The following is a 20,259-nucleotide window of genomic DNA, read 5'->3' as shown; positions in this document are numbered from 1 at the left end:
CCAAGCGCATGATCGAGGTCACCGGCCTCGGCCGAGTCTTCGTCAAAAGGGGGCGGAAGGCGAAACGCGACAAGCAGAGCGGATCGGCGGCGCGCAACAGCCGTATCGTCGCGCTGGACGGCGTGGACCTTTCCGTTCCCGAGGGCGAGACCCACGGCATCCTCGGGCCCAACGGGGCGGGTAAGACCACCCTCGTGAAGATTCTCAGCACCATGCTCCTGCCGACCTCCGGCCGGGCGCTGGTCGCGGGACACGATGTGACAGCGGAGGCGGACCGGGTCCGCCGCCGCATCGGGATCGTCTTCGGTGGCGATCACGGCCTTTACACACGGATCACCGCCCGCCAGAACCTGGCGTTCTGGGCGACGATGTACCGCGTCGACGCGAGTGTGGTGAAGCGACGCAGCCAGGAACTGCTGGAACGGGTGGGGCTCGCCGACCGGGCCGATGAGCCCGTGGAGGGCTTCTCCCGCGGCATGCGACAGCGGCTGCACCTGGCGCGGGGCCTGATCGGTGACCCGGCCGTGTTGTTCCTCGACGAGCCCACCATGGGCATGGACCCCCTCGCCACCCGTGACTTCCGGGACCTGGTCCACGAGCTGAAGGCCGAGGGACGCACCATCTTGCTCACCACACATGACATGTCCGAGGCGGAGGCGCTGTGCGACCGGGTGTCCCTCGTCGACCACGGAACGGTTCTCGTGACCGAGCCGACCGCCACCATCGGACAGATGCTCTCCGGACACGACCGCATCGACATCACCCTGCGGGAGGACCAGTCGCATCTGCTGGCCGAACTCGCCGGCCTGTCCCAGGTGGAGCGGGTCGACAAGCTGTCGGAACCGGGAACCGCACGGATCCACACCACATCGGCCGACGCCAACCCCGCCGTACTGCGCTGGTTGCTGGACGCGGGCGTCGACACCCTGCGGACGGGGCGGCCCACTTTGGAAGAGGTCTACGTCCATCTCGTGGGGAACCGGGGGCTGACTGTATGAGCCTGCGTGTCATGGCGGCGGCGGCCAAGGTGCAGTGGAACACCAGCCGGCGGGCTCCCGAGCACATGTCGATCCTCATCACGGCGCCGGTGATGTCCGTGATCTTCCTGTCCATCGTTCGGTACAACGACCGCGACGACCTCGTGGCCAACGCCGTCATCGGTACCGGGCTGTTCGGCATCTGGTTCGTGGCGGTGGACGTTGCCGGCGGCGTCATCCAGAACGAGCGGTGGATGTCCACGTTGGATCTCGTCCTCGCGGCGCCGCGGGCCTTCGCTCTGGTCGTCTGCGGACGCATCCTGCCGGTGATGCTGATCGGCGCCTTCACCCTTATGGAGTCCTGGCTGGTGGCCACAGCGGGCTTCGGGGCCCACCTGTCCGTGCGGCACCCCGGTATCGCGCTGGCCGCCCTGATCGTGACGTTGCTCGCCACCGCGTGCACGGCCACGATGCTGGCGACGTTCTTCGTGATCAGCCGCGACACGACGATCTACCAGAACGCGCTGAGCTATCCCTTCTACATCCTCGGCGGCGTGGTGTTTCCGCTCTCCGTGCTGCCGGACTGGATCCAGCCCGTGGGGCGGGTGGTCTTCCTGTCCTGGTCGGCCGACCTGTTGCGCGACAGCCTGTCCGGTGACGAAGTCCATGATGTGGTGCCGCGCCTGGGGGCGGTCGCGGGCCTGGGAGCCGTCGCGCTTCTCCTCGGCATCGTCCTCATCCGCAAGGCAGCGGACCGTGCCCGGCGCACCGGGATGGTGAGCCTGGCATGACGGTGAAGCAGGTCATCGGCCATGCCGCCTTCGTGGGCTTCGCCGAGTTCAAGCATGTGTACACCCTCAAGACCTGGCTGACGGGATGGATGCTGCGCCTGGTCAGTCAGGTGGTCTTCTTCGGCCTGGTGGGCAAGATGGCCGGCGACCACATCACCGCCGAGTACGTCCTGTTGGGCAACGCGGTGACGGTGATCGCGATCGAGGCCACGCTCGTGATCACCACGGCGACGCTGGAGCGGTTCCAAGGGACCTACCCCATGCTCATCGTCTCGCCCACGAACATGGGGCTGGTGTACCTCGGCCGCGGTCTGCACTGGGTCGTGGCCGGGCTGGGCAGTTCCGTCCTGGTTTTCGCGCTGGTGTGGGGCCTGTTCCGGCCCGACTGGAACTGGCGGGCCGCGGTGGCCGCCCTGCCGTGCCTGGCACTGATCGGGATCAGCGCCTATGCGTACGGGACGTTCCTGGCCGCGTGTTCGCTGCGCCATCACAAGTTCCGTTGGCTGTACCTCAACTTCGGCTTCACGCTCCTGATGACCTTCTGCGGTGCGAACGTTCCGCGGTCGTTCTGGCCCGCGCCGATCGAGTGGGCCACAGAGGTACTGCCCCTTACGCACGGACTCACCGCCATGCGCACCCTGGCGGCTGCCGGTCCGTTCTCCGATGTCGTCGGCCAACTAGGGCTTGAGGTCTGCGTCGCAGGTCTGTGGGCGGCGCTGACGTTGGTGTTCTTCGAACGCATCGCGGGCAAGGGCCGGCGGGACGGGTCGCTGAACTTCACGTCGTGACGGTTCCGGTGTGACGTCGGGGGAGCGGGCCAGGCACCGGGGGCATGCGCCGGGCGGGAGGGCGCCGTGATGCCAGCCGTCCCTATCGGGCGGCCCGATCGCATCGGGCCGCCCGAAGCCGTGTGCGGCCCGCTCCGACCTCTGCCGGCACCGAGGGCCTCGGTGAGTGCGCTGAAATCTCCTCCTCGGGCGTCCCGCCGAAATCGATTCCGCCCATGGCAAGGATCTCGGTCACACACCCGACCATTCACCGTAAGGGTCGGCGGCACTTCTTTTTATCCGCCAACACCGCCCATCGGCATACGGTTTTCGCCGCACACCCCAGCCAGTGTTTTCCTTGAGCGGAATTACCGAATGAGAGGAATGCGGTGTACTCTCGCCTAGAGTCCTCTCCATGGAGGCATCATGAATGGTTCGCCGACCGTGATGGTTCCACCGCTCGTCGGGGAAATCGCCGCGCCCAGCGGACGCGAACGACGCCGAGGCTTACGTCAGGTCTTCTGGCTTCCACAATCGCGGTCCAGAGGGACATCTCATCTCTTCGGTGATTTCCTATTCCCAGGCAGGGAGCCGGAGTTCCCGGATCCTGCCGCCGGGCCCCGCTCTTTGAGGTCGGGTCTTTTCCTCTTCGCCTTCGGCACCGGAATGCCGTCGACACCGTCGTGGCACGCCCGTTGGGAAAGGCGGGGACCGGCGAGCACCCCGCCTGACGGTTCGGTGCCCTCGACGCCGACATGTGCGGCACGCACGAGCCATGACGCACGGACCGTCACCAAGAGCACCGGGCAGCGGTCGTTCCCCGTGGTATCTCCATCCGACCAGCACTCCCCTGAAAGGAAGACGGCCCGATGAGCCGCAACATCCGTGTGGACGTGGCAGTGGTGGGCGATGGCCTGATCGGCATGTCGACCGCCCTTCATCTGCGTCGCAGGTATCTGTCCGTCGCGGTCATCGGGGGGACGACGCAGGGGCGCGCGTCCACCGCGGCCGCGGGGATGCTCACCCCGGCGTGCGAGTACGACCCCTGGATGCCGCAGGACTTCTACGAGTTACTGCACGAGGGGCTCGACTACTACCCCCACTTCCTGTCCGCTTTTGGCCTCGCCCCCGAGTCGGTTGGCTACCGCTCCACCGACTTCACACTGCTGGACCTCGTGGAACGCCCGGACAGCCTCCAGTCCCGCACGGAGTGGATGGACAAGTACGGCATCGAGAACAGATGGCTCAGCGCCGCGGAAGTCTGCGACGTGGAGCCGCAGTTGTCCCCCCGAGCCTTTCGCGGGGCCATCCGCATCAAGGGCGAAGCGGTGGTCAATCCGAGGGCCCTGCTCCAAGCGATGACGGATTGGGCGTCCGAGGAGGGCTGCCAGGTGTTCGGCGGTGGCCTGGCCGGGGCCGGTGACGAGCAGGACCGGCTGCGCCTGACCACGGGTGAGGGCGACACGATCGTCGCCGACCAGGTGGTCATCGCGGCGGGTTCGTGGAGCGGGCAGGTGGGCCGCGCCTTCGGCCTGGACATCCCGGTCTGCCCGGTGAAGGGGCAGATCGTACGGCTGGCCGGCCCGCCCGGACTCCTGCGCAGCGTGGTGTTCATGCCCAGCGGTGGCTGCGGATCGATCGTCTCGCGGTCGCCCGGCGAATACATCGTGGGCACGAGCGAGGAGTACCTACGGCCGGAGGCGGACAACACGGCCGGCGTGGTCGGTGCCGTCCTCGGCCGGCTGTGCGCCGTCGTCCCCGAGGCGGCGGAGTGGCGCATCGACGAGATGTGGAGCGGGTTCCGCCCCATGACCTCGGACGAACTTCCCATCCTCGCCCGGGCCGACGACCCCAGGATCGTGGTGGCAACGGGACATCACCGCAACGGGGTGCTGCTGACCCCCGTCACGGGCCGGCTCGTGGCGGCACTGGTCGACGACGAGGCCCCCGGCCTGAGCCTGGACCGCTACCGCTACGGGCGCCCGCTGCGTCCGCACACCCGATTCGCCACCAAGTACTGACGGGCCCGGAGATCTCCATGAATTCCTTCACCATCCATGCGGCGCGGCCGCACGCGGACGAGACGACGGCCCTCCTCGACTGGAGCGGCAACCGCCTCGACGAGCTGGAACGCTGGGCGATCCGTCGCCAGGTGAGTATCCCGGGGCCGATCCTGGCCGGCATCCGGCGCCGGTACGCCGAGGACGATGGCGGGGCACCGGCTTCTGTGTCTCCCGTCTGGGACCGGAAGCCGGACTCCGTGCCCGCCGGGCAGGTCCCGGAAGCCGCCCTGCTGTCCGCGCTCGAACGTGATCTGCTGATGTACGCGGCGTCCTTGGCCGAGGGAGGCATCGACGATCTGACGGTGACGACGATGACGGGTATCCCCGCGGCGTTCTACGCTCCGGAGAGCCGTCGGTTGTTCCTGCCCGACTGGCTGGTGGGGACGGTGTCCGACCGTCTCTTCGCGCCGACGGCACTGTTCCCCGAGCCACCGTCGTCCACCGTCTCGTGGCTGTTCTTCCAGAGCCTGGTCCTGACGCCGCCGTCCGTACCGTCCGGCCCTGCAGCGCACGTCCTGGGCATCCGGGAGTCGGACTGAGGGCGGGCCCGCCACGCGACTGTCGTGGCGGGCGAGGCGGTCGCCCCTTCCCACAGCGCCCGGAAGGCTTCCGGTCCCGGCACCGCCGTGAGCGGTTGTCGATCGTCTGCCGGGCGTTGAGCCGCTGAGGCGTCAGCCCGCCACCGGCTACCGGTGCGGAGAGCGCTGGACCGCCTCCTCGCGTCGCACGTTGGTCTCGATGCCTTCCCTCCGGCGCACTTCGCCCCGGCTCCTCTCCGCGACGCCCGAGCGCTCGGGCGTCGCGGAGAGGAGCCGGGGCGAAGTGCGTGTGTGCAGGAGGGAGGTGAAGGAGAACAACCCGGCCGCCCGACATGGCGGTCCCGAAGGACCGTTCCCTCACGATCCGAGGAGGGGAGTCCCGTGGCGGTCGGCGTCGCCGGTCAGCCGGGGAGGTGCAGGCCCGCCAGTTTGGCCACCTCGGCCAGCTCGTCGAGCAGTTCCAGGTCGAGGGGATTGTTGATCTGCGCGTAGCAGCGGACGGCGCCGGCGTCGCGGTAGGCACGCAGGACCTCGGCCACCTGCTCCGGTGACCCCACGGCGCCGAAGTCGGCGATGTCCGCGGCGGGTTCACCGGTGTCCGCCACCCGTCGCGTCACCGTGGCCTGGTCGCGTCCGGGGCACAGGACGACAGACGCGGACACCGTGATGTCCCCGGGATCGCGCCCGGCCTCCTCGCTGGCGATCGCCACCCGCCGGGCGGCCGCTCGCACCTGCGCGGGGGTGGTGAACGGAGCGTTGAACTCATCGGCGTAGCGCGCCGCGAGACGTGGTGTCCACCGCTTGCCCAGACCACCGACCACGAGCGGGGGGTGCGGTGTCTGATACGGCCCGGGCAGCGCCGGGCAACGGTCGAGGCGGATGTGCCGCCCCTGGTAGGAGACTTCCGCTCCGGGGTCGGCCGTCCACAGTCGCCGGATCACCTCCAGCGTCTCTTCAAGCCGGGAGAACCGCTCCGTGACGGAGGGGAAAGGGATGCCGTACGCCTGGTGCTCGCGTTCGAACCAGGCCGCTCCCACCCCCAGGTCGAGGCGGCCGCCGCTCATCGCGTCCACCTGTGCGGCCATCAACGCGAGGACGGGCGCGTGGTGGAACGTGACGGCGGACATCATCGTGCCCAGCCGCATGCGCTGCGTGTCCCGGGCCAGGCCGGCCAGCAGGGTCCAGGCGTGCAGCGGACCGGGACCGGGGGACCCGTCGCCGATGCGGACCAGGTGGTCGCTGGTCATGAGGGCCTCGAAGCCGAGGTTCTCGGCCCGTTGCGCGAACGTGCTCACCGCGTCGTAGGTGGTGCCCTGTTGGGGCTCGACGAGTAGACGGAGGGTCATGGCGTCCTTGCCTTTCCTGGTGGCTGGTCTGGGTCGTGCGCGAGAGAGGGGCGTCCGGTGGTTGCCGCGCGCGGCGTCGTGGGCGGTGCCGTGTGCACGGTTTGGGGGTGGGCGCCCTCACCGGCACGTCCGGAGGCCGGCCGGCTCGTCGGGGGAGGGAAGCCAGCGCTCGCGCAGTGCCTCCAGACACCGTGCGGCGGCGTCGCCACCGCCGTAGCAGACGATGCCCGGGCGCCGCATCGCCTCGTGCGCCTGGGGGTCGTCGAGCAGTCGGCCGACCTCTTTGACGATGAGTGCCGGATCGGTGCCCACCAGCCGGGCGCAGCCCGCGGCGACGCCCTCGGGGCGCTCCGTGCGGTCCCGCAGGACCAGCACGGGCGTCCCCAGCGTCGGTGCCTCTTCCTGTACCCCGCCGCTGTCGGTCAGGACCAGCACGGCTCGGTGCATCAGCTTGATGAACTCGGAATAGCGCAGCGGCTCGCAGAGCAACACCTGCGCGAAGGAGGAGAGGTGACTCTGGAAAACGCGACGGACTTCCGGATTGGGGTGGAGCGGGATGACGAAACGCAACCCCGGCCGGGCGCGGCACAGTTCCGCCACCGCTGCGGCGACCCCGGCCATGGGATTCCCCCAGGACTCTCTGCGGTGCATGGTCAAAAGGATGGTCGGGTGATCGTTGGCGAAGGCGCCGAGCTCGCGGCTCATGGCGTCGTCGGGACGGTCCAGCACGATGTGCAGGGCGTCGATCACCGTGTTCCCCGTGACGTACACGTCGTCGGAACGCACCCCTTCGGCGAGCAGGTTTCCCGCGGCGTCGGCGGTCGGGGCGAAGTGCAGATCGGCGAGTTGGGTGATCAGCCTCCGGTTGATCTCCTCGGGGAATGGCTCGAATCTTTCTCCCGTGCGCAGACCGGCCTCTACGTGGGCGACGGGTATGCGCTCGCATGCCGCTGCATAGGCGGCGGCGAACGCGGTGGTGGTGTCTCCCTGTACCACGGCGACGTCGACGAGTTCGTCGAGCAGTGGCTCCCCCAGTTCGTGGATGACGCGGCTCGCCATGGCGTTGAGCCGCTGGCCGGGACGCATGATGTCGAGGTTGTGCTGCGGACGGAGGCCAAAGAGCTCGTTGATCTCGTCGAGCATGTCCCGGTGCTGGCCGGTGGTGATGACGACGGGCTCGAAGCCGGGGGCGGCGTCGAGCGCGAGCACCAACGGCGCGAGTTTGATGGCTTCGGGGCGAGTTCCGTAGACGATCCCCACGCGCAGGGCCATGTGTTCCTTCTCTCGGGCGCCGAACAGCGAAGAATTGAACGGGAAGTCGGCTCTCAGTTCACTGACTTCGACCTGAAACGACCTGCAAACAATGCCCTGGACTCCCCGTTACGCGGCTGATTCCTCTTGACCAATAAGGGGGAACCGAACGGGTGATGGCGCGATACGGCCAATAGCTGCGCCGACGTGCGCCTGCCTTATCCCGCAATGGCCGGCAGGTTTCGACAGAGTAGCCTTACACACGCTCAGTGTCCGGTCAACGATCTTTGAGATGCCTCGATCCATCGCCCTTGCGCGACTATCTGTTTGCTGTGCTAGCGTGCGGCGCAGTCCGGCTGGGGTACACGAGTCGATATCAGCTGGCGAGCGATTAGCGAACGGCACTTTCTTTCTCACGTCTGTCATGACTGTCCGACATGCACGCCGAATCCGTGTGCGCGCATGAATAGTCTCGGAAAAGGGAGATCGGGGGCCCGTGTGAACCATGCCATGCACATCGTTCCGGCTGCCGGAGGCGATGCGCTTCTGTCGTTTGGCCGCCCTGCTTATGACGAACGCGAAGTTGCGGCGGTCGTATCCGCCCTCCGTTCCGGGGACTTGGCCACTGGGGCGATCACCAGGGAATTCGAGGCTGAATTCGCTGAGTCCTTCGGCTTTGCGCACGCACTCGCGGTGACGTCCGGCAGTACCGCGAATCTCCTGGCCGTCGCGGCCATGCTCCAACTCGGTCGGGCCGAGCGGGGCGACCGGGTCGTAGTGTCCGGCGCGACCTTCGTCAGTGCGGTCACTCCGGTCGTCCAACTCGGTCTGATACCCGTGTTCGTCGACGTGGCCGCCGGTGACGTCAACATCGATCTCGACCTGGTCGAGCAGGCCGTCGCCGAACACGGCGCGCGCGGTGTTCTGCTGCCGCACACCCTCGGCCAGGCACTGCCGATGGACCGTCTCGCCGAGATCAAGCGCCGCCACGGTGTCTTCGTCATCGAGGACTGCTGCGAATCGTTAGGGGCCGCCGACGGCTCCACCCCGGTGGGCTCCGTCGCCGACGTGGCGACCTTCAGCTTCTACGCCGGCCATCACCTCACCATGGGCGAGGGCGGCGTGGCGGCCAGCCACTCCAAGGAGACCGACTCCGTCCTGCGCGGCCTCCGTGCCTTCGGCCGGAACGCCGACTACCAACTCGGGCGCTTCGAGCACCCAGTTGACGACCGTCCACTGGCTCCGGAAGAGCGGTACATCCACCTCACGCTAGGGTACAACGCCAAAATCACCGACTTCCAGGCCGCATTCGGCCGCGTGCAGCTCACACGGCACGTGGAGCTCGCCCAACAGCGGCGACAGCTCGCCGCTGAAATGGCGGTTGTGCTCCGGGAGTTCGGGTGGACGGTGCTGGGAGACCCGGTCGCGCCGGGCGCCTCCCCCTTCGCGGTAGCGGTCCTCCTACCAGAGGGCTTGCCGCTCACCCGCGCCGTCCATGTCTTGCTGGAGCACGGGATCGATCCACGCGGCTTCCTCGGCGCCTCCCAGCCGCATCAGCCCTGTTTCGACGGCGTGACCAAGGTCGTCCACGAGCCGTACGTCCACACGCGCACGCTGGCCAAGCGCGGGCTGCTGCTGGGCTGCCCGCCCCGGACCGACCGCGCCGCCGCCCTCAAGGCCCTGCGCGGAGCCCTGGAGTCGCTGTCATGAAGATCCTGCTCGTGGCGGAGAAGTATCCCCCCATCGTCGGCGGCGGCGAGACGCACCTCCACCAACTGGCCGAGGGGCTGGTGGCTCGTGGCCACGAGGTGACGGTGGCTACCGAGGCCGTCCCCGACGGCCCGGAGCGTCGGCTCTACCGCGAGGGGGCGGTGCGCATCCGCGAACTCACCGGGCTGATGGACGCCTGCCAGCGCCTGGACGCCAAGGCGGCGGTGGCGAACCTGCACTCCGTGTTCACCACCAGCGACGCCGACGTCATCCATGTCTTCAACTACGTGCCGGCGCTCCTGACCAGCTGGCTCCGGCCGGTGATCGGTGCCAAGCTGGCCGTCTCGCTGTTCGAGACGCACATGCCGGGGCAGCGCGTCTTCGACCTCTGGGGCGACTACCCGCTGGAGCGGTCCCTGCAACGCGGGCTCGTCGACAACCTACGGGCCGATGTGATGGTGAGCGGTTCTCAGGCGTACCGGCGCTGGGCACTCGACGCCGGCTTCGCGGACCAGGACATCCACGTCGTGGAGTTCGGCACCGACCTGGACCGCTTCCGTGAGGACGGTGCCGCCCGCGCCCGCTGGCGTACCCGCCACGGCGTCGCCGACGACGAGACGGTCTTCCTGATTCCCGCACGGCCCGTGCCACGAAAGTGCATCGAGGACGCGGTGACGGCGCTGGCCCGGCTGGCCGCGCGGCATCCGCGCACCCGCCTGGTCCTGACCACCCCGACCGCGCGCACGCTCGACTCCTACGCCGGGAAGCTACGGGCCCTGGCGGACGAACTCGGCGTCGCGGACCGGGTGATCTGGGAGCAGGGGCTCTCCTGGCACGACATGCCGACGCTGTTCTCCGGCGCCGACGCGGTGGTACTGCCCTCCTCCCACGAGGGGTTCGGCATCGCCCTCGTGGAAGGGATGGCCAGCCGGCGTCCCGTGATCACCTCGAACGTCGAGGGCCACGACGAGGTCATCGACCACGGGCGCACCGGGTTCCTCTACCCGGCGCGCGATGTCGAGGCACTGGCCCAGTGCATGGAGCGCGTCGTCACCTCGGATCTGGAGGACCTCGTGACGGCGGCACACGCCGAAGCGGAGCGCCGCTTCTCGTCCGCGGCGGTCGCCGCCGGGCACGAACGGGCCTACGAAGCGGCGTGTGCCCAGCGGTGACCGCCCGACACACGGAGCACCAGTCAACCCCCGAGACCGAAGAGCGGGATATGAGCGCACAACATGCCCTGGCCCACCAGGTGTCGCAGGTACTCCCCGAACGCGCGTGCCAGTTGGCGGAGGCCCTGTCCGCCTGGCTCCGAGGCGGCGGAACCCAGCAGCCCGACGGCGCCTTCTGCGGATGGCAGGAGCCTGACGGCCGCCTTTCCTATCCGTATCCGGAAATCACCGGATACATCCTGACCTTCTTCGCCCACGAGACACTGGCCGCGCCCGAGCGGAAAAGGGCGGACGCGGCGGCCGCGTGGCTGGCCGACCGCATCGATGGTGGAGACTACTCGTGCCGCCCCGATCACGGCGACGGCAGAGTCTTCCTCTTCGACATCGGCATGATCACCCACGGCCTGCTGTCCTACGGCCGGCGCGCCGGTGACCAGCGCCTGCTCGCCTCGGGACGCACCGCCGCGCGGTTCCTTCTCGACCACCTGCCGGCCACCGGGCACCCCCACCCCTTGGCCTCCGGGAAACGGCCCACCGGAGCCGAGCCGACCTGGTCGAACTCCGGCAGCGCCCACCTGCTCAAGCTGCTGCAAGCGCTGGTCAGCGCGGACGACGCGGGCGTCACGGGAGCTGCCGAAGCCGCCGGGCGGCTGGTGGACGCCATGCTCGCCGAGCCCTGCCCACCAGCCGCGGCGCCCGTCGTGACCTGCCCCGGCAGCGATCTGATCAGCCTGCACGCCGCGTGCTACGCCGCCGAGGGCCTGTGGATCTGGGACACGGCCCGTCACCGGCCGGAGGCCCGGGAACGCGCGGTACGGATCACCGAGTGGGTGTGGCAACAACAACTCGCCGAGGGCGGTTTCACCACCTACGCACACCGCACGCGCGGCCCTGCCTCCGACCGGACGCAGTCCGACGTGCTGGCTCAGGCGATCCGTCTGGCCAAGCTGCTGGACCTGCGGCCCGACGGGTTCGACGCGGCGGTCTCGACGCTGGCCGGCAGCCTCCACACAGGTGACGGCAAGGCAGCGGTCCTCTACTGGCCCCAGGTCGCGGAACCGCACCGCAACTGCTGGGGCTCCATGTTCGCCTGCCAGGCCCTGCGCCTGTGCGGCGGCAAGGCCGGTCTGGCCTGGCACGAACTGATCTAGTCGCGCCACTGCGAAAGGCTCACGACATGAGTGACTCGGTCCTGCTGTCGGCGCGTCAGCCACTGCCGCCGATCGACTACAGCCATGCGGCGGGAGCATGGATCCACACCGCCGACGGCGACCGTCTGCTGGACGCCGCCAGCGGTCTGATCTGCGTCAACATCGGCCACGCCCACCCGCACGTGGTCGAACGGATCGCCCGCCAGGCACGCACCGCCACGTTCGCATCCCCCGGGGCCCTCCTCCCGTACGTGCAGGAAGAGCTGGCCGTACGGCTTACCGAAGCCGTCAACAGGCCGGGGGACGGAGTCAGTCTCTCCTGCTCCGGAACCTCCGCGGTGGAGCTGGCCATCTCCTACGCCCGACTCATCCAACGCTCGCGCGGCCAGGACGGCAGGCATCACATCCTCACCGCCCGGCTCGGCTATCACGGCAACAGTGCGCTGACCCTGGGACTTTCCGGACACCGCCGCCGGCGCCCGCACCCCGACGACGCCCTGGGCCTGGCGCCTGCCTTCGACCCGCCCTACCCGGGACACCACCACAACTGCCCCTACGACCGGTGCCAGGCAAGCTGCGCCGACTCCGTGGCCGAGGCCATCGACCGCCTGGGGGCCGAGTCCGTCGCGGCCGTGCTCATCGAACCGGTCAACGGCACGACCGGCGGCGCCTACGTCCCACCCCCCGGCTACCTGGCGGCGCTGCGCCGGGCCTGCCACGACCTCGGCGTGCTGGTCATCCACGACGAGGTCCTGACCGGCCTGGGCCGGACCGGCCTGCCACTCGGCGCGGACCACTGCGCGGACGCCGCGGCGGACATCGTGGTGCTCTCCAAGGGCCTGTCCGCCGGATACGTTCCGCTGTCGGCGGTGCTCGTGAATCCCGCCGGCGTGGACCAACTCCACTCCTCCCCAAGACCGTTGCCGCTGATGGGCACCATGTCGGCGACACCCCTCCAGGCCGTGGCGGGGCTCGCGGTACTCGACGTGCTCGGCGAGCTGGGCGCACTGGACCCCACTCGCGTCCGGGGCGAGGACGTCACCGCCGCGGTACGAGCGGTGGAGGGGCTGCCCGTGGTGCGGGAGACCCGCGGAGTGGGCTACTTCCACGCTGTGGAGCTGGAGCCGGGCACGCAGGCCGCCGCCCTCGCGGCCGCCCGCGAGGAGCGGCTGCTGCTGTACCCCTTCAACGGATTCCACGCCGACGGCACGGGCGAGGGGCTGATCGTCGCTCCCCCACTGAACTCCTCCCCGTCCGAAGTCGACTTTCTGGCACACGGCCTGCGCCGTTCGCTGGAGCGCGCGTTCACCCGGTCCGAAGACCGTTCCCACCGCTGAAAGGCACCAACGTGATGTCACCCACGACCACGCACTGGGCGGGACGCCCGGTGCTCGTCACGGGAGCCGACGGATTCATCGGTTCACACCTCACCGAAACCCTGGTGAGCCGCGGGGCCAGGGTCACCGCGGTCGTCCGACGCGTCTCGGCCGCGCAGGTGACGAACCGGTTCCGCAATCTCCCCGCCGCGACGGTCGATGCCCTGGAGCGGGTCGTGCACGTGGACCTCGCGGGGCCGTCGGCGGTCGACGTGCTCAGCCGGGTGGCGGCCGACACCTGGTTCCACCTGGCCGCGGATGCCTACGTACCGGCGTCGCTGGACCAGCCGGCCGACGTGGTGCGCACCAATGTGACATCCACACTCAACGTCCTCCAGGCAGCCCAGTCGAGGCAACCCGCACACCTCCTGGTGACGAGTTCGAGTGAGGTCTACGGCAGCCAGAAGGACGCGATCACCGAGGGGCATCCGCTGGAACCGGCCACGCCCTACGCGGCGTCCAAGGTGGCCTGCGACCGCCTGGCCTGGTCCTGGCACCACACCTACGGGCTGCCGCTCACCATCGTCCGACCGTTCAACTGCTACGGGCCCCGCCACGTCTATGACGCGGTACCGCTCTTCCTGGCCAAAGCGCTGCGGGGAGAACCGATCACCATCAACGGCAGCGGTGAGCAGACGCGGGACCTCACCTTCGTGGCGGACACCGTCGCGGGGTTCCTGGCCCTGGCGGAGCTGCCGGCCGCGGGCGAGGCGTACAACATCGGCACCGGCACGGACCACCGCATCATCGACGTGGCACGCACCATCGTGGAACTGACCGGATCGCGCAGCGACATCGTCCACGGTCCGGCGCGCTCCGGCGAAGTGCTCAAGCTCCAGGCCGACCCCTCGAAGCTCACCCAGACCACCGGCTGGCGTGCCGAGTACGACCTGGCCAAGGGCCTGGCGGTCAACCTGGAGTGGATGCGGGCGCACGTGGAGGCGGTATGGCCGACACGATCCTGATGGACGCCGGCGGCGTCCTCTTCAACAACGTCACCGAAGAGACGGACTTCCTGGACCGCCTGGCCGCCCGTCACGGCGCCGACACCCACCGGCTGCGGAGGGAGATCGACGCGCGCGACGCCGCGTACGAGACCGGGCGCGCCCATGTCCACGACGTCCTGCGGGACGCCCTCGCCGCCGCCGGGGCCTCGGCCGACGTTGCGGTGGACGCCCAGTGGTTGGACGACCTGTACGGGGACTGCCTGGCAGTCCACCCGGAGGCGTTCACGGCGATTGACGCCATCCGGCGGCATCGCCCGGATGTGCTGCTGGTACTGACGAACAACGAGGCCGCCCACTGGGACCGGGTCAAGGACGACCGGTACGGGCACCTCGGGCGTTTCGACGTCATCGCCTCGTCGTGGCAGGTGCGCGAGGTCAAGCCCACCAGGGAGTTCTTCGCGGCAGTGGCCCGGCGGTGCAGCCAACCCCTAGACGACGCCGTGCTGTTGGACGACAACCCGGACGTGCTCGCCGAGGCCGGACGTCAGGGTCTGCGTACGCTGCACGTCGAGTCGCCCAGTACGCTGCCCGAGGCGGTCGCCAACCTCCTCCACTTCACCCTGACCGTGGCTGATACGAAGGACCGAACATGAACGAGCCCTCCTCTGAAGACCTCGCGGCTGCGCAGGCCACGCCCCTTCTGCCGGAACAGCGCCGCTTCCTCACCCGCAACCTCCCCGACGAGCACCACTGGAACCAGGTGGCGCTGCTCAAGGCCCCACCGGAGTTGACTGCGCACCACGTTCAAGAGGCCGCCCGGACGGTCGTCAACCTCCACGACGGGCTTCGGCTGTGTCTCTTAAGCAAGGAACGCGGGCCGGCCGGCCTCCAAGGGCGGCCGTTGGATGAGATGCCGATCGAGACCTTCGACCTGCGGGACCGGGACGCCGCGACTGCCGAGGAGGCGATCACCCGCGAGTGCACCCGGATCCAGGCATCGATGCGCATGCACCAGTCCCCGCTCGTCCGGCTGGCGTACTTCACCCTGGCCGGTGACGAACGGCGGGTGCTGCTGGTCGTCCACCACTTCGTATGTGACGGACTCTCGTTCGGGATCGTTCTCGCCGACCTCGAACGCGCCTGCCGGTCCCTGTTGGTCTCCCGTCCCGTGTCCCTCGTCCCGCCGAGCACCACCAGCGCGGATTTCGCACGGTGGCTCACTGAGCGCGCCGCCGAGCCCCGGCTGCGCGAACAGGTACCACTCTGGCTGGACTTGGGACGCCCCGCCGAGCCCGTACCCTTGGACCGGGACAAGGAGAACACCATGGCGACCACGGACACCGTGGCCGCGCGACTGGGCCGGACCGAGACCGCCCGGCTCATGGACGAGGTGCTGCCGGGCACCGGTCTGGGCATGGTCGATGTCTTTCTCACCGCCGCGATTCCCACACTTCAGGGCGAGGGCGGGCGCCGCGGAGTGCGTTCCAACCTCATCGGCCACGGTCGCCGGGGCCTGCCGGGCCAGCCCAACGTGGCCCGCACCGTGAGCTGGCTCTCCACCCGATACCCCGTCTCCGTCGAGGTGGACACGTCCGAGAGTTTTGCCGCACAGCTGCAGACGGTGTCCGGCCGCCTGGCCAACATCCCCATGGACGGCGCCGGTTACGGCATCCTCGCCCACCTGGGAGACGAGGCGACGCGCGAGGCGCTCGCGGCCCAGGGCGAGCCCGACATCACCGTCAACTACCTGGGCAAGGTAGGCGGAGGCTCCGCCGCCAAGATGCTGCCCCGGGCCTCGGAGGACCCCGGCCCCGACGAGACGGAGACCGGGTTGCGTGAGCACGTGCACGGCATCGACGTGCTGGTCACCGACGGGGAGTTGGAGGTCGTCTGGTACTACAGCACCAACCAGTTCGACCGCGCCACGGTCGAGGGCTACGCCTCCGAGCTGATCGACCGGGTGCGGGGCGGGCTGCTGCGATGACAACCGCCCCCGACTCAACGGAGAACCTGGCGGCGCTCCAGGCACGGACGCTGTTCGTGATCCGGGACGGCAGGCTCACCGCTATCAACGACGTCGGCCACCCCGCCCCGCCCCGCTGCTTCCTCTCCTACACGGCCTCGGCCGTGGAGGCGTGGACCAGCACCGCCGTGCCGGCAGACATGGCCGACGAGCTGCACCGATGGGCCGCCGATCAGCCGCCGGCCGCCCTGGCCGACGTCGTCAGCCCGCCGGCCGAGGCGGCCCGGCTGTTGGCACGGCACGCCCCGGTGACACAGAGCTTCGTGGGCCCGGCCTTCGTCGTGCCCGACTCCACTGGCGAGCCGGCCCTGCCGGGCATCACCCTGCGGGACTGCGGTCCATCGACGGCGTCCCTCTTCCGCGAGACGTTTCCCGAGGTGGCCGACTCCATCGCCGAACGGCAGCCGACCGTCGCGGCATTCGACGGCGACCTGGTGGTCGCCGTCTGCTGCGCGGCCCGCAACAGCGGCGCGGCCTATGAGGCAGGTACGGAAACGCTGCCGACCCACCGCGGTCGCGGCCTCGCCCCGGCGCTGGTGACCCGCTGGGCCCGACAGGTGCGAGCACGGGGCGCCAGACCGCTCTACAGCACTGAATGGGACAACCTCGCCTCCTTGTCCGTGGCGAGGCGACTGGGCATGGACCAGTACGCCGTCAACGTCAACCTCTACTGACGTTCCTGACCACCACTGACCTGCTGCCGGCCGCGCACTCCGTGGACGCGGCCGTCGGCGGAAAGGCCACAACCCGGTGTCGGAAAACGAGAAGGCCCGAGATCTGCTGCGCCGCGCCCAGGAAGCCGTCCGGGACGACGCTCATACCACACTCCGACAGCTCGTCGGCGCACTGGTCGACAGGGGTAACACCGGCGAGATCCTCTCCCTCAGCCGCATCCTCGACGCCGGGGGTCCACTTCCCGGCGCACCCCGCGTCAGAGTGGCGCTGATCGGCAGCTTCACCGCCGACCTCCTCGGCAGAGTCCTGCGCGTCACCCTGCGCCGGTGCGGGATCGAGGCCGTGGTGGACGTCTACGGCATCGGACAGTACGGCAGCCTCGCCGCGGACCCAGACAGCGACCTCTACCGCAGCGACCCCGACTTCGTCGTGCTGGCGGTGCACCACGACGAACTAGGCCTGCCCGGCCACTCCACGGCTCCCGAGAAGGACGTCGAGGCGGAGGTCCGACGCTGGCGCTCACTGTGGCGGACGCTCCGGACCAACAGCCGTGCACGCGTGGTGCATTGGCTCTTCGCGCTGCCCGACGACCTGGTGGTCAACGCCCTGGACGTGCGCCTGCCCGGATCCCGCTACAGCATGGCGGTCCGCGTCAACACCATGCTGGCGGAAGCGGCGGGCAAGGACGTCCTGGTCGTGGACTGCGACCGGTTGGCGGGGGCGGCCGGAAAGCTCGCCTGGTTCGACGACCGGTCCTGGCGGATGGCGAAACAGCCCTTCGCTTCCGACGTGCTGCCGCTGCCGGCTCGGGAGACCGCCAGCCTGATCGCTGCGGACCTGGGGCGGGCCAAGAAGTGCCTCGTCCTGGACCTGGACAACACCCTGTGGGGCGGGGTGATCGGCGAAGCGGGGGTGCACGGCATCGTCCTGGGCGGTGACGCGGGTGAGGGTTTCGTGCGCTTTCAGCGGTACGTCCGCGTGCTCAAGGAACGCGGGCTCATTCTCGCTGTCTGCTCCAAGAACAACCCCGCGGACGCGAAGTCCCCCTTCCAGGAACACCCGGACATGCTGCTGCGGCTCTCCGACATCAGCTGCTTCAGCGCGTCCTGGGAGCCCAAGCCAGAACAGCTGCGCCGCATCGCCGAACACCTCGGCATCGGCCTCGACTCCCTCATCCTGGTCGACGACGACCCGGTGGAGCGCGCCCAGGTCCGCGCGCTGCTCCCCGAAGTTGAGGTCATCGACCTCCCGGAGAGCTCCTGGGAGTACGTCCGGACCGTGCGTGCCCACCCCCTGTTGCAGCAGGCATGGGCGACCGAGGAGGACGCCGCCCGCGCGGATTCGTACCGGGCCCGGGCCCAGGCCAAGCAGTACGAGGAGGAGAGCGAGACCCTGGAGGACTTCTACCGTGGCCTTGAGATGTCCGCCCGGTTCGCGCCGGTGGACGCGGGCACGCTCCCGCGCGTGGCGCAAATGGTCGTCAAGACGAATCAGTTCAACGTCCTGAGCCGTCGCCACTCGGCGGCCGAGCTGGCCGAACTCGTCGCCGGGCCGGGAGCCCTCCACCTCACCGCCCGGCTGCGCGACCGGTTCACCGATCACGGGGTGGTCGGATTTTTCCTGGCACGGACGCACGGCGACACCGCCGAAGTGGACTCGTGGCTGCTGAGCTGTCGCGTCATCGGCCGTGACCTGGAGCGGTCGATGTTCGGCGTCTTCGCCCGGCAGGCCGCGGCGACCGGAGTGCGACGACTGGTGGGGGAGTACGCCCCGACACAGAAGAACCACATGGTGGCTGATCTCTACAAGCGGCTCGGATTCGGGCTCGTGCGGGAGGCACCGGACGGCGTCACACGATGGCAGTACGACCTGGTTCAGCAGGGTCTCCCTGCGCTCAGTCCGTTCATCGAGGAGGAGAGCTGATGCCCATGACACACGACGAGCTGGTCGCCGTCATCGCACAGGAGGTCGAGGACCTGCGCTTCGGCGAGATCCCCGCCGCGGACATCACGGAGGAGACGCTGCTCTGGTCCGTCGCCGCGGACACCAAGAGCCTCGGGCTGGAGTCCCTGGAGCTCTTCGAGTTGGTCTACCGGGTGGAGACACGCACCCAGCTGAAGTTCCCCGATAATTTCGAACTGGTCTCCATCACCTCGGTGGCAGACTTCGCGCGGCGTCTGAGGTCATCGTGACAGCGACCTCCGCCGGCTGAGAACGCCCCTGGCGTACACCAGATGCGATTGAGCCCGTTTCACTTGAAGCTGTCCGAGCTGCGCGAATCCGGCGCGATCGAGAACGACGCGGACGTCATCGTGCTGCTGCACCGCGAGGACGCCTACGACCGAAACGCCACGGTGATCGTCGCGGTGGGCCCGTGCCGGTGCTTGGCCACGATCAGCTCCGCCTCGCCGGCGGGGGGAGGTGAAGCGGGCCGCGCACCGCGCACCCTCCGGGTCCACCTGGCCAAGCTGGTCGTCGAGTACGAGCACCTCGCCCCGGACGGACGGACCCCGCTGCGGACCACCGCCCGAGCCATGCGCCGAGTTGACGCCTTGCCAGTGGGCAACAGCCCTGGAACTCGACTGCCGCGCCTGCCTTCGGATCATGACCGTGGTGGCGGAACTCGCGGACCGGGCTTGGATCACACGCGAAGCCACCCAGGCCGAGCTGGCGCACCACGCCGACATGAGCCCGCGCACCTTCGGCCGCCACCTCCGGCTGCACCTCGCGGACGGACCATGGCTGGAGCGCGGACGCACAGCCCTGCTGCGCCGAGAACCAGCACCCTGCATGCAGCCCCACGCCCGAAACAAACAATGCTGGGACGGCAGCGAAGCCGACTGCTCACCCATTCATGGCTGCCGCATTGAAGAACCGATAGCCGCCGCTTTCATCCTGATGTTTCGTCGGCGCGCTCGCCGAGTTTCAGTGAGTCGCTCACGGTCAATTGTGATGATGGCAGTGGGACCAAATCCGGTGTCATATCGGGCCGCCAAGAAGGGCTTTGAGGTACAGAAATGCGATCTCGGAATGACGGTTTTCACTTTTGGGGTGATGGTGTGTTTTCCCAGTTTCACCCCGGGCTGTCTCGTGATGCATCGGTACGTGGGTGTGGTGTTTTCCGGAGGGTGTGCGGTACGCTCGGAGGCGAGCGGCTCGGGTCGTTCTCAACGGCCGGTCGGCGGAATGTGGGTGACCGTCGGTCAGTCTCTGAGGCCGGAGCAGCGACTTGGGGCCCGGAGGACAGGATCCCAGATCAGCCAAGGGAGCCCCGCCCCGTAGCCAGCTGCGCACCCGGAACCACGGATGGTCCGCCAGACGCCACACAAGGCGAGCCACAGTGAATGCAGTGCGGAATTCCGGAGGAATTCCCCAGCTATTCCGAAGGAATAGCAAGCCCCGAAGGGGCTGGTAATTCCCGGAGGGGAATAGCATTTGACGCCCCGTAGGGCGTGCGTCGTTCCTCCGGAG

17 protein-coding genes and 1 pseudogene are annotated in these 20,259 nt (G+C 69.0%); 16 read left to right on the top strand and 2 right to left on the bottom strand.

Annotated elements, in window-relative coordinates; genetic code table 11:
* Nucleotides 1-8: 8 nt before the first annotated feature.
* From MOV08_RS00095 to MOV08_RS00075, 5 genes are all read left to right on the top strand, one after another.
* Nucleotides 9-998, top strand: a complete 990-nt coding sequence (locus MOV08_RS00095) for an ABC transporter ATP-binding protein (protein ID WP_039628488.1) — start codon at nt 9-11, stop codon at nt 996-998.
* The gene (locus MOV08_RS00090; RefSeq protein WP_039628486.1) at nt 995-1,768 is read left to right on the top strand and encodes an ABC transporter permease; all 774 of its coding nucleotides are present in this window, start codon (nt 995-997) and stop codon (nt 1,766-1,768) included. The genes MOV08_RS00095 and MOV08_RS00090 overlap by 4 nt, the downstream gene beginning before the upstream one ends.
* Nucleotides 1,765-2,556: an ABC transporter permease gene (locus MOV08_RS00085; RefSeq protein WP_039628485.1), complete on the top strand. Its 792-nt coding sequence runs from the start codon at nt 1,765-1,767 to the stop codon at nt 2,554-2,556. The genes MOV08_RS00090 and MOV08_RS00085 overlap by 4 nt, the downstream gene beginning before the upstream one ends.
* Before the next feature lie 848 nt (nt 2,557-3,404).
* The gene (locus MOV08_RS00080) at nt 3,405-4,556 is read left to right on the top strand and encodes an NAD(P)/FAD-dependent oxidoreductase (protein WP_039628483.1); all 1,152 of its coding nucleotides are present in this window, start codon (nt 3,405-3,407) and stop codon (nt 4,554-4,556) included.
* A 17-nt stretch (nt 4,557-4,573) separates the two neighbouring features.
* Entirely contained in the window at nt 4,574-5,137 is a 564-nt protein-coding gene (locus MOV08_RS00075) for a hypothetical protein (RefSeq protein ID WP_039628481.1), read from the top strand.
* 401 nt (nt 5,138-5,538) lie between these two features.
* Here the strand turns inward: MOV08_RS00075 and MOV08_RS00070 are convergent, their stop codons facing one another.
* Nucleotides 5,539-6,483, bottom strand: coding sequence for a TIGR03560 family F420-dependent LLM class oxidoreductase (locus MOV08_RS00070; RefSeq protein ID WP_275305675.1), 945 nt, complete (start codon nt 6,481-6,483; stop codon nt 5,539-5,541).
* Between the two features lie 117 nt (nt 6,484-6,600).
* The gene (gene wecB, locus MOV08_RS00065; protein WP_275305674.1) at nt 6,601-7,755 is read right to left on the bottom strand and encodes a non-hydrolyzing UDP-N-acetylglucosamine 2-epimerase; all 1,155 of its coding nucleotides are present in this window, start codon (nt 7,753-7,755) and stop codon (nt 6,601-6,603) included.
* A 441-nt stretch (nt 7,756-8,196) separates the two neighbouring features.
* Here wecB and MOV08_RS00060 point away from each other — a divergent pair, with 441 nt between their 5' ends.
* The 11 genes and pseudogenes from MOV08_RS00060 to MOV08_RS00010 form a co-directional block, all read left to right on the top strand.
* Complete coding sequence (locus MOV08_RS00060) at nt 8,197-9,444, top strand: DegT/DnrJ/EryC1/StrS family aminotransferase (RefSeq protein WP_078875233.1); 1,248 nt, start codon at nt 8,197-8,199, stop codon at nt 9,442-9,444.
* Nucleotides 9,441-10,616: a glycosyltransferase family 4 protein gene (locus MOV08_RS00055; RefSeq protein ID WP_275305673.1), complete on the top strand. Its 1,176-nt coding sequence runs from the start codon at nt 9,441-9,443 to the stop codon at nt 10,614-10,616. The genes MOV08_RS00060 and MOV08_RS00055 overlap by 4 nt, the downstream gene beginning before the upstream one ends.
* Before the next feature lie 50 nt (nt 10,617-10,666).
* Nucleotides 10,667-11,767 carry a hypothetical protein gene (locus MOV08_RS00050; protein ID WP_275305672.1) on the top strand — a complete coding sequence of 367 codons (1,101 nt, stop codon included), beginning with the start codon at nt 10,667-10,669 and terminating at the stop codon, nt 11,765-11,767.
* A 26-nt stretch (nt 11,768-11,793) separates the two neighbouring features.
* On the top strand, nt 11,794-13,104 hold the full coding sequence (locus tag MOV08_RS00045) for an aminotransferase class III-fold pyridoxal phosphate-dependent enzyme (RefSeq protein ID WP_275305671.1): 1,311 nt from the start codon (nt 11,794-11,796) through the stop codon (nt 13,102-13,104).
* A 14-nt stretch (nt 13,105-13,118) separates the two neighbouring features.
* On the top strand, nt 13,119-14,108 hold the full coding sequence (locus MOV08_RS00040; protein ID WP_039628469.1) for a dTDP-glucose 4,6-dehydratase: 990 nt from the start codon (nt 13,119-13,121) through the stop codon (nt 14,106-14,108).
* Nucleotides 14,090-14,743, top strand: coding sequence for an HAD family hydrolase (locus tag MOV08_RS00035; protein WP_275305670.1), 654 nt, complete (start codon nt 14,090-14,092; stop codon nt 14,741-14,743). Before MOV08_RS00040 ends, MOV08_RS00035 begins: the two co-directional genes overlap by 19 nt.
* A complete protein-coding gene (locus MOV08_RS00030) occupies nt 14,740-16,074 on the top strand; it encodes a condensation domain-containing protein (protein ID WP_275305669.1) in 1,335 nt (444 codons plus the stop codon). Before MOV08_RS00035 ends, MOV08_RS00030 begins: the two co-directional genes overlap by 4 nt.
* The gene (locus tag MOV08_RS00025) at nt 16,071-16,787 is read left to right on the top strand and encodes a GNAT family N-acetyltransferase (protein WP_275305668.1); all 717 of its coding nucleotides are present in this window, start codon (nt 16,071-16,073) and stop codon (nt 16,785-16,787) included. The genes MOV08_RS00030 and MOV08_RS00025 overlap by 4 nt, the downstream gene beginning before the upstream one ends.
* 76 nt (nt 16,788-16,863) lie before the next feature.
* On the top strand, nt 16,864-18,711 hold the full coding sequence (locus tag MOV08_RS00020) for an HAD-IIIC family phosphatase (protein WP_275305667.1): 1,848 nt from the start codon (nt 16,864-16,866) through the stop codon (nt 18,709-18,711).
* Between the two features lie 5 nt (nt 18,712-18,716).
* Nucleotides 18,717-18,980, top strand: coding sequence for an acyl carrier protein (locus MOV08_RS00015; RefSeq protein WP_275305666.1), 264 nt, complete (start codon nt 18,717-18,719; stop codon nt 18,978-18,980).
* Between the two features lie 42 nt (nt 18,981-19,022).
* Nucleotides 19,023-19,094: pseudogene (locus tag MOV08_RS00010) on the top strand (hypothetical protein); the annotation flags it as partial.
* Nucleotides 19,095-20,259 lie beyond the last annotated feature (1,165 nt).

The sequence above is a fragment of the Streptomyces yunnanensis genome (genome assembly GCF_029011865.1).
Classification (GTDB): domain Bacteria; phylum Actinomycetota; class Actinomycetes; order Streptomycetales; family Streptomycetaceae; genus Streptomyces; species Streptomyces yunnanensis.
Note: the sequence above shows the minus strand (reverse complement) of the source record. Positions and strands in the feature narration are given on the sequence as shown.

What these genes read in the sequence shown, in the direction of transcription:
- MOV08_RS00095 (WP_039628488.1), top strand. Translation starts at nt 9, where the DNA reads ATGATCGAGGTCACCGGCCTCGGCCGAGTCTTCGTCAAAAGGGGGCGG.
- MOV08_RS00090 (WP_039628486.1), top strand. Translation starts at nt 995, where the DNA reads ATGAGCCTGCGTGTCATGGCGGCGGCGGCCAAGGTGCAGTGGAACACC.
- MOV08_RS00085 (WP_039628485.1), top strand. Translation starts at nt 1,765, where the DNA reads ATGACGGTGAAGCAGGTCATCGGCCATGCCGCCTTCGTGGGCTTCGCC.
- MOV08_RS00080 (WP_039628483.1), top strand. Translation starts at nt 3,405, where the DNA reads ATGAGCCGCAACATCCGTGTGGACGTGGCAGTGGTGGGCGATGGCCTG.
- MOV08_RS00075 (WP_039628481.1), top strand. Translation starts at nt 4,574, where the DNA reads ATGAATTCCTTCACCATCCATGCGGCGCGGCCGCACGCGGACGAGACG.
- MOV08_RS00070 (WP_275305675.1), bottom strand. Translation starts at nt 6,483, where the DNA reads ATGACCCTCCGTCTACTCGTCGAGCCCCAACAGGGCACCACCTACGAC.
- wecB (WP_275305674.1), bottom strand. Translation starts at nt 7,755, where the DNA reads ATGGCCCTGCGCGTGGGGATCGTCTACGGAACTCGCCCCGAAGCCATC.
- MOV08_RS00060 (WP_078875233.1), top strand. Translation starts at nt 8,197, where the DNA reads ATGAATAGTCTCGGAAAAGGGAGATCGGGGGCCCGTGTGAACCATGCC.
- MOV08_RS00055 (WP_275305673.1), top strand. Translation starts at nt 9,441, where the DNA reads ATGAAGATCCTGCTCGTGGCGGAGAAGTATCCCCCCATCGTCGGCGGC.
- MOV08_RS00050 (WP_275305672.1), top strand. Translation starts at nt 10,667, where the DNA reads ATGAGCGCACAACATGCCCTGGCCCACCAGGTGTCGCAGGTACTCCCC.
- MOV08_RS00045 (WP_275305671.1), top strand. Translation starts at nt 11,794, where the DNA reads ATGAGTGACTCGGTCCTGCTGTCGGCGCGTCAGCCACTGCCGCCGATC.
- MOV08_RS00040 (WP_039628469.1), top strand. Translation starts at nt 13,119, where the DNA reads ATGTCACCCACGACCACGCACTGGGCGGGACGCCCGGTGCTCGTCACG.
- MOV08_RS00035 (WP_275305670.1), top strand. Translation starts at nt 14,090, where the DNA reads ATGGCCGACACGATCCTGATGGACGCCGGCGGCGTCCTCTTCAACAAC.
- MOV08_RS00030 (WP_275305669.1), top strand. Translation starts at nt 14,740, where the DNA reads ATGAACGAGCCCTCCTCTGAAGACCTCGCGGCTGCGCAGGCCACGCCC.
- MOV08_RS00025 (WP_275305668.1), top strand. Translation starts at nt 16,071, where the DNA reads ATGACAACCGCCCCCGACTCAACGGAGAACCTGGCGGCGCTCCAGGCA.
- MOV08_RS00015 (WP_275305666.1), top strand. Translation starts at nt 18,717, where the DNA reads ATGACACACGACGAGCTGGTCGCCGTCATCGCACAGGAGGTCGAGGAC.